A 16035-nucleotide genomic window follows, 5' to 3' on the forward strand; every position below is an offset into this window, starting at 1 on the left:
TCTCTCGATCATGACAGACTCCTGAAAGGACGGTCATGGTGGAGAAGGACTCCCCCCAGGCGCCTGTACCGGAGCGCTTCGGCGACCACGACATTGTGAGCCAGTTGGGGCAGGGCCCGCGTGGCGCCGTCCATCTGGGCAAGGAGTCCGAGGACGCCGATCCGGTCGCGATCAAGACGCTGACCGTCGACCCGGCGACCGACCCGGACTTCGTGACCCGGCTCAAGGACGTCGCCCGCGTGTCCAGCTCGTACGTGGCCCGTACGCTCGACGCCGGCGTCCAGGACGGCCGGCTCTACGTCGTACGTGAGCACGTCGAAGGACGTTCGCTGGCCGAGACCGTCGCCGAGGACGGCCCGCTGACCGGTGACGCGCTCGAACGCGTGGCGGTCGGCATGCTCACCGCGCTCACCGCGGTGCACCTGGCCGGGTTCGCGCACCGCGGGCTCACCCCGAACAACGTGATCCTCACCGGCGAGGGTCTGCGCGTCACCGACATCGAGATCGGCGACCCGGCCGGCGAGATCGGCTACCGCGCCCCCGAACAGCTCAACGGCCTCCAGTACGGGCCCTACGCCGACGTCTTCGCCTGGGCGGCGACCGTGGTGTTCGCGGCCACCGGCTCCGCGCCGTTCGGCCAGGACGCGCACGCCGTCCTCACGGACGAGCCCGTGGTGGACGGGCTGCCGGACCCGCTGCGGCAGACCGTGCTCGCGGCGCTGTCCAAGGACGTGTCCGGACGGCCCACGACGTACACGGCGCTGCTGCGGCTGCTGGGGGACGACAAGGCCCCCATGCCGGCCGCGCCGATCGACGGCGTGCCCGTCCAGTTGCCGTCCGACCCGGCGGCCCTGGTCACCCTGATCGACGGCCAGTACCCGATGCCGGGTCAGCCTCCGGTGCCGGGGCAGCCGCCCGTGCCGGGCCGGCCTCCGGTGCTGCCCCTGGCCATCGAGGGCGTGCCGGCTCCGTACGGCCCGGTGCCCCCGCAGCCCGCACCCCCGGGATTCCTGCCGGAGGGCGCGATCCCGCCGGGCGCGTTCCCGCACGACCCGATGCAGCAGGGCCCGATCCCGCCCGGCGCACTGCCTCCCGTCCCGATGGGGCAGGACCCGATGCAGGCCGGTCCGATGCAGCACCTTCCCGCGCACGAGGAGCCGGTGCAGGGGGTGCCGGTGCAGTACCCGCCGGTGCCCGTGCAGGCCGCGTGGGGACCGCCGCCCGGACCGCAGAACCCGCCCGTGGAGCCGGGCCGGCCCGTCGCGGCGGGCGCGGCCGGCGCCGCCCCGGCACGCAAGCCGTTCCCGATCGGCCTGGCGGCCGGCGTGATGGCGGTCGTGCTGCTGTCGGCCCTCGGCCTGTGGGGCGCGAGCCGCTACTCCTCCAACGTCACCTTCGAGCCCGCCGCCGCGGCGGCCTCCGCCTCGCCCAGCTCGGGCGCGGCAGCCGCCCAGCAGGCCATGACCGCCGCGCCCACGCAGCCCCAGCCCGAGGTCACCGCCCCCTGGGCGACCACGCCGTCCCCGGACGACGACGGCGTGGGCCCGCTGGTGCTGCCGGACGACGACGACTCCACGGACACCCGCCAGGTGCCGGTGCTGACCTCGGTGCCGACGCCGACGGTGACCCAGCAGATGGTGGTCCCGACGTACCAGCAGCCGACGGCCCAGCCGACCGCGCAGGCGAAGAAGACCGACAAGGAGCCCGAGCCGACGGCCACGGTCACCAGGACGGTCACGCCGACCCCGTCCGAGACGCCCACCCAGAAGCCGACGGAGAAGCCCACCGAGGAGCCGACCCAGAAGCCGACGGAGAAGCCCACGGAGAAGCCGACGCAGAAGCCGACGGAGACGCCCACCCCGACGCCCACGCCGACTCCGACTCCGACCCCGACGCCGACGCCGACCGAGACGCAGAAGCCGACCGAGACGCCCACCCAGGCTCCTGAGCCCACCACCCAGAAGCCCACCCAGGCGCCGGAGCCCACCAAGACCTCCGAGCCCCCGGCCAAGCCGAACCCCTACACGGCGACGCAGGTGTGCGGGTCCGGTTTCGTGGTCCAGCGGTCGAGCCCGTTCAGCGGCGGCACGACGTACCAGCTCTACAACAGCAGCACGGGCCAGAACTGCGTGGTCACCCTCAAGTCCGGCGCCGACGTCGGCAAGGCGAGCCCCGTCAGCGCGACCCTGGAGGTTCAGGGCGGCCCGAGCAGCACCGACAGCGGCAACTACGAGTACTACGCGGGCCCGGTCAAGCTTCCGGCCAAGGGCAAGTGCGTGCGGTACTCGGGCAGCGCGGGCTCCGTCAGGGGCGGCGCCGACTGGGCCAACTGCGGCTAGGGCTCAGTATCCGCGGTAGCCGGATCCGGTCTTCGTCCCGACGACCCCCGGCACCGCGGACACACTGCCGTAGCGATCGATCGAGTAGCGCACGCCGGCGATGATGTTGTCCACCGGGTTGTAGATGTTCCGGTGGCCGTCCATGGCGTGGGCGTTGAAGGTCGGGTCGATCGTCTGCATGAGCCCCTTGGAGGGGTGCCCGGCCGCGGCGTTGGAGTCCCACAGGTTGATCGCGTGCGGGTTCCCGCCGGACTCGTGCTGGATGATCATCCAGATGTCGTTGACGTTCATCTTGTCTGCCGGGTAGCCGTTCGCCTTGAGGATGGCGACGGCCTCCTCGATCCACTCCTTCACCTTGCCCGAGGGCGCCGGCCCGCCGCCCGCGGCGGGCGGCGGGCCGCTGGAGCCGTAGCCGCCGATGATGGGGCTGCCGCCGCTGCCCGAATAGGGCGAGGTGTAGCTCTGGGTACGCCGCCAGTCCAGCCGGTGATCGGCGTCCGGCACGAACCTGTGCTCGCCCTCCTGCTCGCCCGCCGCCTTGATCTTGGCGAAGGTCATCTTGCGCTCGGCCAGCGCGCTGTCGATGGCCTTCTTGGCGTCGGAGACGGCGGTCTTGGCGTCCTTGACCGGCTGCCCGGCGTTCTCGGTCTCCTCGCGCACCAGGCGGCCGATCTCGGCGTTCAGGTCCTCCGGCTTGGCGTCGGGGTTGGCGTCCTTGTAGGTCTGCACGCGGGTGAGCAGGCGGTCGCAGATGCCGTCCACCTGGCGCTGTGAGCTCTCCAGCGCGGCGGCGGCGGCGTCGAGCGCGTCCGCGCAGGCGTCGAACGCGTCGTGCAGGCCCTGGCCGGCCCTGCCGTAGTCCCACATGTAACGGACGAACGCGTCCGCCGAGGCGCCCTCCCAGGCCAGGTCCACGGTGGTGACGGCGCTGCCGAGCTCGCCCGCTCCGGCGAGCACCTCGCCCGCGGCCGTACGCCAGCGCGCGGCGATGCCCCGGATCGAGCTCGGGTTGCCGGTCACCTGCTCGGCCAGCGCGGCCAGAGCGGGACCGCCGGGCAGGCTGTTGATCGCCTCCGGTGCGCTCATGACGGGTCGTTCGCCTTCCGCACGTTGCTCTCCACCAGGTCCAGGGCCCGCTCGACGCTCTGGACGAGGCTCTTGGCCTTGCCGCACTCGCTGTCGGCGACGCCCTCCACCCGGCCCACGGCGGTCGCGAGGGCGGAGGAGTCGGCCAGCTTGCCGAAGATCGAGGAGTCGACGGCCGTGGCGGGGAAGTCGTCGGCCAGGTCGCCGAACTTGTTCGCCACGGCATGGGCCGCGATGCGGCAGTCGTCCAGGGCGTCGAAGTGGATGTCGAGTCCTGCCATCACTCCTCCTCCGGGGGCGGCCAGAACGCCGTCTGCGCCAGCCGCGAGCCGAACCTTCTGTCCACCACGAAGCCGCGTCCCGGAGGCTGCGGCTGGGCGCGTACGTTGCCGAACAGGAAGCCCTCGTCCCTGCTGCCGGACAGGATCACCGCGGGGCTGGCCATGTCCTTGATGCGCTGGATCACCGGGTCGAACATGGCCCGGCCCAGGCCGCCCATAGCCCGCGACATGATCAGGTGCAGCCCGATGTCCCGGGCCTGCGGCAGCAGCTCGACCAGCGGCAGCAGCGGGTTGTTGGACGTGGCCACCAGGTCGTAGTCGTCGACCACGATGTACAGGTCGGAACCCTTCCACCAGTCGCGGGCGCGCAGCTGCTCGGGCGTGAGGTTCGCCGGCGGCAGGCGCTTGAGCAGGGCGTTGCGGGCGTCGTTGACCAGTTCGAGCGCGGCGGCGCTGGAGGCGGCGTAGCCGATGCGGTTCTCGCTGACCGCCGTGTCCAGCAGCGACCGGCGGTAGTCGATCACGATCATCATGGCCTCGCGCGGCGTGTGCCGGGCGACGACGTTCTCGGCGATCACCTTGAGCATGTTGGACTTGCCGCTCTCGGTGTCGCCGACCACGATGAAGTGCGGGTCGGCGTCGAAGTCGATCAGCACGGGCGCGAGCGCGGCCTCGTCCACGCCGATCGCGATCCGCTCCTTGCCGGTCTCCTCCACACCCGGCAGCGACGCGGCGGGCAGCACCGACGGCAGCAGCCTGACCTGCTTGGCGGGCGGCCCCTGCCAGGAGTCGCCGATCGCCTGCACCAGGCCCTGGAGCCCGGTGGCCAGGTCGTCGGAGTCCTGCACGCCGTCGATCCTGGGCAGGGCGCCGAGGAAGTGCAGGCCGTCCTTGGTCAGGCCGCGTCCGGGCACGCCTTCCGGCACGGCCAGGGACTTCTTCCTGTTGATCTCGGACTCGTAGGCGTCGCCGAGCTTGAGCTCCACCCGCGTGCCGAACAGGTCACGGATGCCCGGCCGGAACTCCGACCACTTGCCGGTGGCCGCCACCACGTGGATGCCGTAGCCGAGGCCGCGCGCCGCCAGGTCGGTGATGACCGGTTCCAGGGTCTCGAAGTCCTGCCGGATCGTCAGCCAGCCGTCCACGACGAGGAAGATGTCGCCCCAGCCGTCGCCCTGGAGGGAGCCGTCGGCCACCCGCTTGCGGTAGGTGCCCATGGAGTCGACGCCGTTCTCGGTGAACTCGCGTTCCCGGTCGCGCAGGATCGAGGCGATCTCGGCGACCGTGCGGCGCACCCGGTCGGCGTCGAGCCTGGAGGCCACGCCGCCGACGTGCGGCAGCCCCTCCAGTGAGGACAGCGCGCCGCCGCCGAAGTCCAGGCAGTAGAACTGCACCTCGGCGGGCGTGTGCGTGAGCGCCATGCTGGTGATCAGCGTGCGCAGGATCGTGCTCTTGCCGCTCTGCGGGCCGCCCGCCACGCCCACGTGCCCGGCCGCGCCGGACAGGTCCAGCCAGTACGGGTCCCGCCGCTGCTCGAACGGCCGGTCGATGAGCCCCACGACGGCCTGCAGCCGGCCGCGTCCCGGCCAGCCGGCGGTGGACAGCCCCAGCTCGGGCGTGACCGACAGCGGCGGCAGCAGGTGCGCCAGCGTGGGCGGCTCGGCCAGCGGCGGCAGCCAGATGCGGTGCGCGGCCGGCCCCTGGCCCACCAGGCGGCCGACGACGATGTCCAGGAGGCTCTGCTGCGCCTTGTTGCTCTCCTCCTGCGCCGCGGGGTCCTCGGGCTGCTCGTCGACCATCGGGACGGGCACGAAGTCGGGGCCGTACTCGACGATCTCCCTGACCGTCACCGAGCCGTCGTGGGTGGCGACGTGCCGCAGGTCGACATGGTGGGGGCCCGACACGTACGCGGCCTTGAAGCGGGTCATGCCGGTGGTGTCGAACTTCAGGTACCCGTTGCCCGGCGCGGACGGCAGCTCGTACGCGTCGGCCACGCCCAGCACGACCCGGCTCTCCATGGCCGAGAACGTCCGCAGGCCGATCCGGTACGAAAGGTGCGTGTCGAGGCCGCGCAGCCGTCCCTCCTCCAGCCGCTGTGAGGCCAGCAGCAGGTGCACGCCGAGCGAACGCCCGAGCCGGCCGATCATCACGAACAGGTCGATGAACTCGGGCTTGGCCGTCAGCAGCTCGCTGAACTCGTCCAGGATGACGAACAGCGTGGGCAGCGGGCGCAGGTTGGCGCCCTGCTCGCGGGCCTTTTCGTAGTCGCGCAGGGAGGCGTAGTTGCCGGCCGCGCGCAGCAGCTCCTGGCGGCGCACCATCTCGCCGTGCAGGGCGTCGTGCATGCGGTCCACGAGCGGCAGCTCGTCCTCCAGGTTCGTGATGACCGCGGAGACGTGCGAGAGGCCGTCCAGGCCGAGGAAGGTCGCGCCGCCCTTGAAGTCGACGAGCACGAAGTTGAGGATCTCCGAGGAGTGCGTGACCGCGAGCCCGAGCACCAGCGTGCGCAGCAGCTCGCTCTTGCCCGAGCCGGTCGCGCCGATGACCAGGCCGTGCGGGCCCATGCCGCCCTGCGCCGACTCCTTGATGTCCAGCTCGACCAGCCGGCCGTCGGCGCCGAGCCCGATCGGCACCCGCAGCCGGTTGCGGCCCGCGCGCGGCCGCCAGGTCACCGACGGCTCCAGCCGGGTCGGGTCGCCGACGCCGAGCAGCTCGGTCAGGGTCGTGTTGACCGCCAGCACGTCCTGGGCGTCGCCGCCCTTGGCCGAGGACGCGCGCAGCGGCGCGAGCTGGCGGGCCAGCCCCTCGGCGCGCAGGTAGTCCAGCGAGTCGGGGTCGCCGAGCCGGTTGGTGTTCTCGCGGCCCGCGTGGTCCAGCTTGACCATGTGGAAGCCGGCGGCGTCGATGCGCAGCCGCAGCGTGCTGCGTTCCTCGACGGTGCCGGCCGAGTTCGTCAGGTCGATCACGGTCACGCCGTCGATGGCGTCCGCGCCGAGCTGCGAGTCCTGCGGCACGTGGCCGCCGTCCAGGATGAGCACGTGGTACGGCAGCGCGTCCGGCGAGGCGCCCGGCTTGAACCGGGCCCGTTCCTTCAGCTCGCCGCCCACCAGGCGGTCGAGCTGGGACAGGTTCTCGGCCATGAGCCTGACCTGGCCGGCGCCGTCGGTCTCCTCGGGGTGCAGCGCGTGCGGCAGCCACTTGACCCATTCCCAGTGGCTCATCCACTCCTTGCTCGCGCACACCATGATCCGCATGTCGTCGGGGGAGTGGAAGACGGCCATCTGCGCGATCATGGCCCGGACCAGGTCGCGGACCAGGGCGGGGTCGCCGTCCAGCTTGATGCGGGCGAAGGAGTGCAGCGCGACGGCGACCGGGAGGCGTTCGACGGTCGAGTGGGTGCGGATGAAGCGGCGCAGCGCGCCGGCCGACAGGGCGTCCAGGTCCTCGACCGGCTTGGAGTCCGGGGGGATGAGCTGGACGGCCAGCTTCTGGATGCCGGTGCCGAGCCGTACCGTGCTGAAGTCCTCGTCGCGGGGGCGGCGCTCCCACAGGCGCGGGCCCATCGCGGTCCACCAGAGCGTGTCGGGGGACGGGCCGCTCCACTCCAGGGCCTCGCGCTGCTGGATGGCGGCCTTGCGCACCTTCTTGCGGATCTGCGCCAGGTAGCGGAAGTAGTCGCGCCGGGCGCCGTTGAGCCGCTGTTTGCGCTCGCCCGCCTGGCGGCCCATCTGACCGACCGTCATGCCGACCATCGAGAACGCGAACAGGCCGCTGGCCACGTACATGATGGGGTTGGCGTTGGTGCCGCCGGCGGTGAACATCAGACCCATCGCCGCCGCGCCCGCCACCATCGGCAGGTACGTCAGCACCGCCATCATGCCTTGTGACTGGACCTCGGGGATCTCCGGTGGAGACTCCAGCAGGATCTCCCCGCGCGGAGCCTTCGGGCTGGGGCGGCGCTCCGGGCGCCGTACTACGACGATGCTCACCCTAGTGACAGGCCCTTCTGGTGCTCGGAAGAACCTTCTTACCAGATGTGCCTTACGTCCGAGTTGAGGTCTGAGTTAACACTGTCTCGCTATGTTGTGTTTGTGACATCGTTGGCCGAGATCCCGCCTCCACAGCAGGGCGCGTTGCACCAGGTGCCCGCTCCGCTCCCGCCGCTGTGCCACGTGACAGTTGTAGGGCCGCGCAGGAAGGCCGACCTGGCGCTGCCCGCCGACATCCCGCTGCCGCACGTGCTTCCCGGGCTGCTCAGGGCGATGGGCGAGCTGGGCGGCGACATCGCGACCGCGCCCGGCTGGACGCTCCAGCGCCTCGGCGGTCCCCCCTTCGACCTGGGCCAGAGCCTCGGCGCGCTGGGCGTGCTGGACGGCGAGATCCTCTACCTGCGCCCGCGCGCGGTCGCACTGCCGCCGGCCAGGTTCGACGACGTGGCCGACGTGGTCGCCACCGGCGTGCGCGAGGGCAAGGGCAAGTGGTCGGCCGACCTGACCCGCGGGATGGGCGGCGGCGCGGCCTGCGGGCTGCTCGTCGCCGGCGCGGTGGCGCTGGCGTTCGGCGGGCTCACCCCCATGGTGACCGCGATCGTGGCCGGGGCGCTCGCGCTGCTGATCATCGGCGTGGGGATGGCGATCTCGCGGGCGGTCGGCGACTCGGGCTCGGGCGCGCTGATCGGGTACGCCGCGCTGCCGTACGCGTTCCTGGCCGGGCTGCTCGCCCCCGCCGCCGGCGGCGGATTGGCCACCGTCGGCGCGCCGCAGCTCCTCGGGGCGCTGGCCTGCACCGCGCTGGTGGCCACGCTCGGCGGCACCGCGATCGCCGACGGCGTGCCGGGCTTCCTCGGCACGGCCATCGCCTCGATGGTCGGCGCGATCTGCGCGGCCGTGATCATGGTGACCGGGGCGTCGCCCGCAGGTGTGGCGGCCGTCGGCGCGGCCGTCGTGATGGCGTTCAGCCCGCTGGTGCCCGTGCTGTCGTTCCGGCTGGCCCGCGTGCCGCTGCCGTCCATGCCCACCAACGCCGAGGAACTGCGCGGCGACAACCAGCGGCTCGACAGCGCCTCGGTGCTGGAGCGCACGGGCGCGGCGCGGCGGTACGCGACCGGCATGATCGTGGGCGTCGCGCTGGTCGGGGCCGGGGCGCACGCGCTGTTCGTCGCGGACGGCCGGTGGGTCTCGGTGGCCATGTCCCTGGTGCTGGCGTTCACGCAGATCATGCGGGCCCGGGTGTTCCAGGGCGTCGGGCAGCGGTTGTGGCTGCTGCTGGTCGGGCTGACCGCGCTCGGCGCGGTGGCCGTGTCCGTCGGGATCGGCATGGGCGGCGTGGCCTCCGTGGCCGTGGTGCTCGGGCTGCTGTGGGCCGCCATGGTGGTCGTCGGCATGGGCGTGTGGCTGCCCGGCGGCAGGCCCTCGCCGTTCTGGGGGAGGGCCGCCGACATCACGGAGTGGGCGCTGATCGTCGCGCTGGTGCCGTTGGCGCTCGGGGTGCTGGAGGTCTACGCCTGGGTGCGCGGCCTGGCCGGTTAGCCGTACCGGCCTGGGAGGGCGCCGGGGCTCAGTCGTCCGACAGGACGCGGCGGCGGATGGCCTCCAGGGCGTCGAAGCGGTCGTTCAGCTCCCGCGAGAGGCCGTCCTGGAGGTCCTGGAACTGCCGGGTGACTGCCTCGGCCGACAGACCGCCGAACGACGCGGGCGGGATCACGTCCCTGAGCCTGCGCGACTGGTCGTCCTGGGCGGTTCGGACGGCCTGGACGATCTCCTCGGTCAGCTCGTCCAGCTCCAGGCGGCTCGCCCTGGGCGCCAGCCTCAGCTCCTCCAGGCGGCCGTCGGCGTCCACGCGCGCGGTGACCGCGCCGCTGCGGCTCTCGCCCTGGCCGGTGACCAGGCTGAGCTCGTCCAGCATGCCGGCCAGGTTGCGGACCGAGCGTTCGCTCTCGCTGATCACGCGGTCGAGGTCGTCGGGGTTGAAGTCGATGGGGTCCATGGCCTGCACGCCACCGCCCGTAGGTTAACGAACGGGGAGCGGTGGTTTTCCGTCCCCTGAAGTGATCACGAAAACCGCGCTATGGGTACTGAAATAGGGGCAAACCGCCGCAACAATCGGACGTCGTGGCAACGAATCGGGAAATCCATATCACCTCGACGACCATCGGCAAGACGCGCCAACGGGTGGAGTCCGAGCTGAAGACGGGGATCGTCGGTTTCGTCAAAGGCCTGATCCCGCTCACGGCCGTGGACGGCCTGGGCTTCGGCATCCTGGGCAACATGATCATCGGCAGCACGTACGAGGCCGTCATGGACCGTGCCGACGGCCTGATGGGGGAGGCCGAGGGCGCCCTGGACGGCTGGTCCGGCGCGCTGACCGTGTGCGAGCGCAACTGGCGGGCGGCAGAGGACGCCAGCATCATCCAGTACCGCGCATGAGCGACCCCTATCTCGACGCCATCAACAAGGGCAGGGGCGCCTCGCGCGGCGGCGGCGGTTCGTCCCTGCTGAAGGCGGTCAACAAGGGCGGCTCGGTCGGCCCGCCGCGCTCGCCGTCGATCCCGCTCAACCCCGCCACCGGCAAGCTCGGCCCGGTGGGCGCCGGCTCGGCGGAGTCGCTCAGCACGCGGGTGCTGAACCTGCTGAAGCGCGCGGGCCGGTTCTCGCCGTACCTGGTGGCCGTGACCGCCATCGTGGCGGTGGGCGCGGCCGACGAGTTCGCCATGGCCGAGGCGGCCAACGTCTGGAAGTACGGCATCAGCGCCCGCCTCGACGACGGCGTGAAGAACCTCATGCCGCAGATCCTGGCCACGTCCAGGACCGGCTGGATCGCCGCCGACCAGACGGAGTTCGGCCGCGTGCAGGCGCTGTTCCACCAGGAGATCGGCGCGCTGCGCAACTCGTTCGGCGAGATCGGCGGCGTGCTGGACGAGGTGGCCGCCGGCGTGCGCAACTACTGGATGCAGATCGGCTCGACGGTCGTGACCGGGATCACGCTGCTGCTCACGGCCGTGCGGATGAAACTGGCGCCGGTCCCGCAGGTCGCGGCGGCCGGGATGATCCTGGAGCACCTCGTCGGCTCGGCGCTGATCAGCGCCGCCGCGATCATGACCGGGATGCTGGCGCAGCTGCTCAGAGGCGGCATGCAGGTGCTCGGGACGCTGATCAGGAAGCAGCACCAGTTCGGCTTCGTGCTGCCGGGGGGCGCGGCCGCCGTCGACTTCGGCCGGGCCACGATCGACGCCAAGAACCTGCCCTCCTTCCAGGAGCCCGCCGCGCCCGGGCAGTTGCCCGCCGGGTACCAGGGCTTCGACTGGGTCGTCCCTGAGGTGAGTACCACAAAGCCGTGATTGTGGTTAGATCGCCGGGATATGCCCTAGGGGAGGGATGGAGTCGATGGCGGATTTCGGGGACCTCGGTGACATCGACATGGACCGGCTCCTGAACAACATGGACGAGCAGCTCAGCAAGTCCGAGGAGCTGCAGAAGGCCATGTCCGCCCTGGTGGGCCGGGGCGAGGACGACGGACACCTGGTCCTCGTCGAGTACGGCCAGGAGGGCCTGCGCACGCTGGACATCCAGCCGAAGGCGATGCGGCTGAGCGCGGTCGAGCTGTCGGAGAGGATCAAGGTGGCCGTCGATCTGGCGACCGTCGACCTCCAGCGGCAGGCCGACGCGCTCCTGACCCAGATGTTCGGCGAGAGCGGCAACCCGATGCGGATGCTGGAGAACCCCGACCAGGCGCTGCGTCAGATCCGCAAGGCGGAGGCCAGCTACGAACGGGCCTTCGAGAGCACCATGCAAGAGTTCGACAGAATCCGCCGCGAACTGGACCTGTGATTGACCAGGGCGTTTGCTGGCATGTCGAGAAGTTGTTACATCTAGGCCACTGAGTCCGCTGTTACTCATGGGGGCTTTGGTGCTTATATGGGTAAGCGACCGAAATGATCGTTATGGAGGTGACGAGTGTCCGAATTCTTTGGGGCAAGCCCGAGCCAGATCAAGGTGGCCTCTGGCCACGTGGTGGACACCGCCCAGTACATCGAGGGTCTGAGGACGGCGGTTGAGACGACCTCCAACGGTCTTCTCAACACCGGCTGGCTCGGCCCTGCGGCGGCCAGGTTCAAGAACGCCATGACCAACTGGGACAACTCCATGCGGGCCGTACGGACCGACCTGGAGGGCATCGCCGACAAGATGGGCGTCAACGCGGTCGTCTACTCCGCGGCCGACCAGGACGTCCAGGCCGGTATGGGCCGTGTCGAGTCCCTGATCAACGTCGACATCAAGTAGGGAGGGGACCGCGATGTCAGCTGAGCTGGACTTCACCAAAGTCAACTTCGGGCACATGGAGCTCGCCCAGGGCGACTTCATCAAGATCCTCGGGTCCTTCGAGAAGGCCACCGACGACCTGATGACCCGGCTGAAGAACGACCTGGCCGGTCACTGGGAGGGCCCGGACGGCGCCGAGACGTTCTTCCGGCAGCACGAGACGAAGTGGCAGGCCGCCGCCGCCCAGATGCGCGGGCAGCTGGACGAGCTGCAGAAGGCCGTCCAGATCGCCAACGAGAACTACCGCGCGGCCGAGAACCGCAACAAGTCCATCTGGTACGACGGCTGACGTTTTCGTGTCGGCCACCCACGCGGTGGCCGAGCCTTGTGAGGGGAGGATCATGGCCGGGCTCGAACCCGAACCGTGGCCTGGGCTCGACGACACCGACGCCGAGCTCTACTACGACGTGGGCAGGATGCGCGCCATAGCCGACGACCTGGAGATCGCTCTGGCGCTCACCCAGGGCGCCGGCGGCAACAGGAACGGCGTCACCGGCTCCGTGGAGACCCTCACCAGGTACTTCACGCTGGGCGAGGAGCACATAGGGCGGTGGCCGGCGGCCAGCGCCCTCGCGCACAGCGTGGGCAGCACCGGCGCGGACCCCGGCGGCCAGGTGTCGCTGGAGGGCCGCGGCGCGTTGCTCGCCGGTCTGTACCAGGACTACGTCGAGTGCTGCCAGAAACTGGTCAAGGCGATCAGGGACAGCGCCGACAGCTACGCCAAGACCAACCCGGGCCGAGAGTGAGCAGCAGCGTTGGCTGAGCGCAAGGTCGACATCCGTGACGAGTCCCGGCGTCCGACGACCGGGCCCGTCACCGCGTCGCGGGAACAGATCGAAGGATGGCTCAAGGCCACCTCCGCCATGGAGGTGCACGACCGGGGGCTGTCCTACAAGCAGGTGGCCAAGATCATCCGTGGGGTGGCCGAGGCGCTGCCCCAGATCGGCAAGGATCTGTCCGGCGCGTGGCGGTCGGACACGTCCGCGCAGGCGCAGCGGGCGCTGCAGCTGCTCAACGCCTCCGGCCAGGAGATCGCCGAGGCCATGGACAAGATGTCCGAGGCGCTGATCCTGTACGGGCGTGACTACCTGCCGACGGCCATCGAGGAGGTCGAGGCCGCCAAGAACGCGCAGACGGCCACCCCGAAGCCCTCGGCGGGCCCGCCGCCGAAGGCTCCGACCTCGACGCCGTCGCCGTCGTACACGCCGCCGGTGCTCGGGCCCCAGACGTCGCACAACTACCCGGAGCCCAAGCCCGGCCTCACCAAGTCGCCTACCGAGATGCAGGCCGACGTGGCCCGGCGGGCGCTGGAGAAGCTCAACAACCACATCGTCGACCTGTACGACTTCCGCATCCCGGCCAGCGTCGTCGTCGAGCTGCCCGAGGTGAAGCCGGCCGAGACGCCGGCCCCCGAACGGGACATGCCGCTCGACCAGCACACGCCGTACACGAAGGGCACGTACTGGAACGGCGGCGGTTCCGGCGACTCCGGCGGCGGCTCGAACGGCTCCGGGAGCGGCGGCGGCGCCCACGGCGGAACCGGCGGTTCCGGTGGGTCAGGCGGATCGGGCGGATCGGGCAGCGGCGGTAACGGCGGCCAGGACGGCGGCAACGGCGGCAACGGCGGTAACGGCGGCACCGACCCCCGCCCCGGGGACCAGACCCCCGGCGGCGACACCCCCGGCACGGACCGTCCGGACACCCCCGGGACGGACACCCCGGGCACCGACCCCTCGGGCGGTCAGGGCACCGGATCCGGCACCGGCGGCTCGTCCTCGACCGGCGACGGCACCACGCCCCCCGTGCTCGACAACAACACCACCGGCGACCGCGCCACCCAGCCGCAGGACGTGGACGCCCGCGACCCGCGCGCCACCGAGACGGCCGGTTACCACCCGACCATCACGCCCACCAACCCCACGCCCCCGAACCAGTCGTTCGTGACCCAGCCGACCTACCCCTCACCGGCCTCGGGGACGCCCGCGGTGATCGGCGGCCCCGGGTCGTACACCCAGGGGAGCGCGCCCGCGGCGGCGGCGGCACGGGCGGGCGCGGCGGGCGGCGGCATGCCGTTCATGCCCTTCACCGGCGGCGGCGGGCAGGGCGCCGAGCAGGGACAGGTCGAGACCTCGACCCTCCTGAAGGAGGACAACGACGTGTGGAGCCACCACGAGGGCTCCATCTCACCGGTGATCGGTTAGGGAGGCGGCCATGGCGCTCGAACTGGACCCCAACTGGCCCGGGCTCGACGGGGACAAGGACAACTTGACCAACCGCACGGAGATCAAGCGCATCGCCGGCGAGGTGAACGAGCTGCTCAAGAAGCTCAAGACGCCCACGCGTCCACCGGTCACGGAGTTCCTGACCGCGCCGGGGGCCAAGGCCCCCGAGCCGCAGTTGCCCGAGGGGGCCGGCGCGCTGCCCGACCTCCAGCGGTACTGCGCGCTCAGTCAGAACCAGATGGGCGAGTGGCCCGCCGCCATGCACTTCGCGCTGGCGGTCAACTCGGCCTATTCCCAGCTGATCGGCGAGCAGGGTTCCGCCAGCGGCCTGTACGCCTCCATGGTCGAGCAGGCCGGCAGCACGGTCGAGGCGCTGCTCGACATCTCCAAGGCGTCGGACGGCGCCGAGCAGGCGACCGAGGAAGCCGCCGCGCGGCGGGAGGTCTGAGACAGCCATGGCCGAGCCCAGGAAGCAGACGTTCAAGCTCGTCTACAACACCGGTCCCGTCGACACCTCCACCCCGGACGTGTCGTTCATGGGCAGCATGTTCACCGACACGCTCTCGAAGGTCAGGGACTGGATCGACGCCACCGACCCGGGTTCGGTGAAGCTGGCCGGTCTCTACTACTCGCACGCCGAGGCGTTGCTGAACGGGTTCGCCGGCGATCTGAAGACCAAGGCGGCCGAGCTGGCCAAGAACTACACGGGCCCGGCCGCCGTCGAGACGCAGAAGCAGCTCCAGACGCTGCACGCCAGCGTGCGCGAGCTGGCCAGGAAGCTCGGCGAGATGGGCCGGCCCCTCCAGGGGTACGGCGAGACGCTGCACTGGGCGCAGGCCAACGTGGTCGAGTCGATGGACCACGACTCGCGCACGGACCGCGACGTGGACTGGGCCGGACGGGTGCCGTTCTACCGGCTCTACCGGGGGGACAAGCGGGCCGTCGAGCACCTCAAGAAGGTCAACGAGCGCATCGTCGAGCACTACAAGCAGCTGCCCGCCGAGATCCAGACCGCGCTGCCCGACCCGAGCGTCCCCGAGCTGCCGGACTTCAACAACGGCGGCGGTGGCGTGCCCGGTCCGGACCTGAACGGCGACGGCCTCCCGGACAAGTACCCCACGGCCTCGTTCGGCCCGAACGCGGTGCCCGGCGGGCCCGGGTACGTCGACGGCAAGCTGCCCGGCGACGGCGGAACGGGGACCTATCCGACGGTTCAGTACCCCGACGGCACCAGCGGCTCCGGCGCGAACGTCGGCGGCGTCCCGGGCTACGACGGCGGGGACAACCCGTACGGTGGCGCCGACTCCTCGGCTCTGAACGGCTCCTCGCTGGGCTCCGCGCCCAACGGGACGTCGCCCAACCTGTCCACCTCCCTGCCCCCGGGGTCGAACGACGGGACCACCAAGCTGGCCGGGTACGACCCGTCGTTGTCCGGCATGAACAACAGCGGCTACCCCACGTCCACGTCCACGACCGGCGGCTCGCCCTACGGCTCGGGAACGGGGTCCGGCGCGGGCGGCATGGGGACGGGGCAGGGGGGCGTCGCGGTCAACGCCGCCGCCATGCGCGGTGTGAACGGCGGCTCGGGCTTCGTCGCCCCGGGCATGATGGGCGGCGCGCCCGCTCGCGGCGGCGAGGGCGGCGAGAAGCACACCGACGAGAACACGACCTGGCTCGCCGAGGACGACGACGTGTGGGGCGGCCCGGAAGGCACCACGCCGAGCACCCTCGCCTGAGGCCCACCCTGCCCCCTCACCCGGCTCCACCCCCCGGAGCCACCGCACCACAC

15 protein-coding genes are annotated in these 16035 nt (G+C 71.4%); 11 read left to right on the forward strand and 4 right to left on the reverse strand.

Features of this window, described 5'->3' with window-relative positions:
* Positions 1–35: 35 nt before the first annotated feature.
* Positions 36–2339 carry a protein kinase gene (locus tag ABZ815_RS26835; RefSeq protein WP_357702498.1) on the forward strand — a complete coding sequence of 768 codons (2304 nt, stop codon included), beginning with the start codon at positions 36–38 and terminating at the stop codon, positions 2337–2339.
* 3 nt (positions 2340–2342) lie between these two features.
* Here ABZ815_RS26835 and ABZ815_RS26840 read toward each other — a convergent pair whose 3' ends face one another.
* The 3 genes from ABZ815_RS26840 to eccCa are packed head-to-tail and all read right to left on the reverse strand — an operon-like array spanning position 2343 to position 7695.
* On the reverse strand, positions 2343–3425 hold the full coding sequence (locus tag ABZ815_RS26840) for a transglycosylase SLT domain-containing protein (RefSeq protein ID WP_357702500.1): 1083 nt from the start codon (positions 3423–3425) through the stop codon (positions 2343–2345).
* Entirely contained in the window at positions 3422–3706 is a 285-nt protein-coding gene (locus tag ABZ815_RS26845; RefSeq protein WP_357702502.1) for a hypothetical protein, read from the reverse strand. Before ABZ815_RS26845 ends, ABZ815_RS26840 begins: the two co-directional genes overlap by 4 nt.
* Positions 3706–7695 carry a type VII secretion protein EccCa gene (eccCa, locus tag ABZ815_RS26850; protein WP_357702504.1) on the reverse strand — a complete coding sequence of 1330 codons (3990 nt, stop codon included), beginning with the start codon at positions 7693–7695 and terminating at the stop codon, positions 3706–3708. Before eccCa ends, ABZ815_RS26845 begins: the two co-directional genes overlap by 1 nt.
* Before the next feature lie 102 nt (positions 7696–7797).
* Between eccCa and eccD the strand changes: the two genes are divergently transcribed.
* Positions 7798–9234, forward strand: a complete 1437-nt coding sequence (gene eccD, locus ABZ815_RS26855; protein WP_357702506.1) for a type VII secretion integral membrane protein EccD — start codon at positions 7798–7800, stop codon at positions 9232–9234.
* A 28-nt stretch (positions 9235–9262) separates the two neighbouring features.
* On the opposite strand, the gene ABZ815_RS26860 is transcribed toward eccD, so the two are convergent.
* A complete protein-coding gene (locus tag ABZ815_RS26860; RefSeq protein ID WP_357702507.1) occupies positions 9263–9691 on the reverse strand; it encodes a YbaB/EbfC family nucleoid-associated protein in 429 nt (142 codons plus the stop codon).
* A gap of 125 nt (positions 9692–9816) precedes the next feature.
* Between ABZ815_RS26860 and ABZ815_RS26865 the strand changes: the two genes are divergently transcribed.
* The 9 genes from ABZ815_RS26865 to ABZ815_RS26905 all read left to right on the forward strand — a co-directional run bounded on the left by ABZ815_RS26865 (position 9817) and on the right by ABZ815_RS26905 (position 15982).
* Positions 9817–10131, forward strand: coding sequence for a hypothetical protein (locus ABZ815_RS26865; RefSeq protein WP_357702509.1), 315 nt, complete (start codon positions 9817–9819; stop codon positions 10129–10131).
* Positions 10128–11042, forward strand: coding sequence for a hypothetical protein (locus ABZ815_RS26870; protein ID WP_357702511.1), 915 nt, complete (start codon positions 10128–10130; stop codon positions 11040–11042). The genes ABZ815_RS26865 and ABZ815_RS26870 overlap by 4 nt, the downstream gene beginning before the upstream one ends.
* A gap of 46 nt (positions 11043–11088) precedes the next feature.
* A complete protein-coding gene (locus ABZ815_RS26875) occupies positions 11089–11532 on the forward strand; it encodes a YbaB/EbfC family DNA-binding protein (RefSeq protein ID WP_357702513.1) in 444 nt (147 codons plus the stop codon).
* Positions 11533–11658: 126 nt separating this feature from the next.
* Positions 11659–11985 (forward strand): WXG100 family type VII secretion target, encoded by a 327-nt coding sequence (locus ABZ815_RS26880; protein WP_357702515.1) that lies wholly within the window; start codon positions 11659–11661, stop codon positions 11983–11985.
* A gap of 13 nt (positions 11986–11998) precedes the next feature.
* Complete coding sequence (locus ABZ815_RS26885) at positions 11999–12313, forward strand: WXG100 family type VII secretion target (protein ID WP_357702517.1); 315 nt, start codon at positions 11999–12001, stop codon at positions 12311–12313.
* Positions 12314–12365: 52 nt separating this feature from the next.
* A complete protein-coding gene (locus ABZ815_RS26890) occupies positions 12366–12770 on the forward strand; it encodes a hypothetical protein (RefSeq protein WP_357702519.1) in 405 nt (134 codons plus the stop codon).
* Between the two features lie 9 nt (positions 12771–12779).
* Complete coding sequence (locus tag ABZ815_RS26895; protein WP_357702521.1) at positions 12780–14225, forward strand: hypothetical protein; 1446 nt, start codon at positions 12780–12782, stop codon at positions 14223–14225.
* A gap of 10 nt (positions 14226–14235) precedes the next feature.
* Positions 14236–14694: a hypothetical protein gene (locus ABZ815_RS26900; protein ID WP_357702523.1), complete on the forward strand. Its 459-nt coding sequence runs from the start codon at positions 14236–14238 to the stop codon at positions 14692–14694.
* Between the two features lie 7 nt (positions 14695–14701).
* Positions 14702–15982, forward strand: a complete 1281-nt coding sequence (locus ABZ815_RS26905) for a hypothetical protein (protein WP_357702525.1) — start codon at positions 14702–14704, stop codon at positions 15980–15982.
* Positions 15983–16035: the final 53 nt, after the last annotated feature.

It is taken from the genome of Nonomuraea sp. NPDC047529 (assembly GCF_040642995.1).
In the GTDB taxonomy this organism is placed as follows: domain Bacteria; phylum Actinomycetota; class Actinomycetes; order Streptosporangiales; family Streptosporangiaceae; genus Nonomuraea.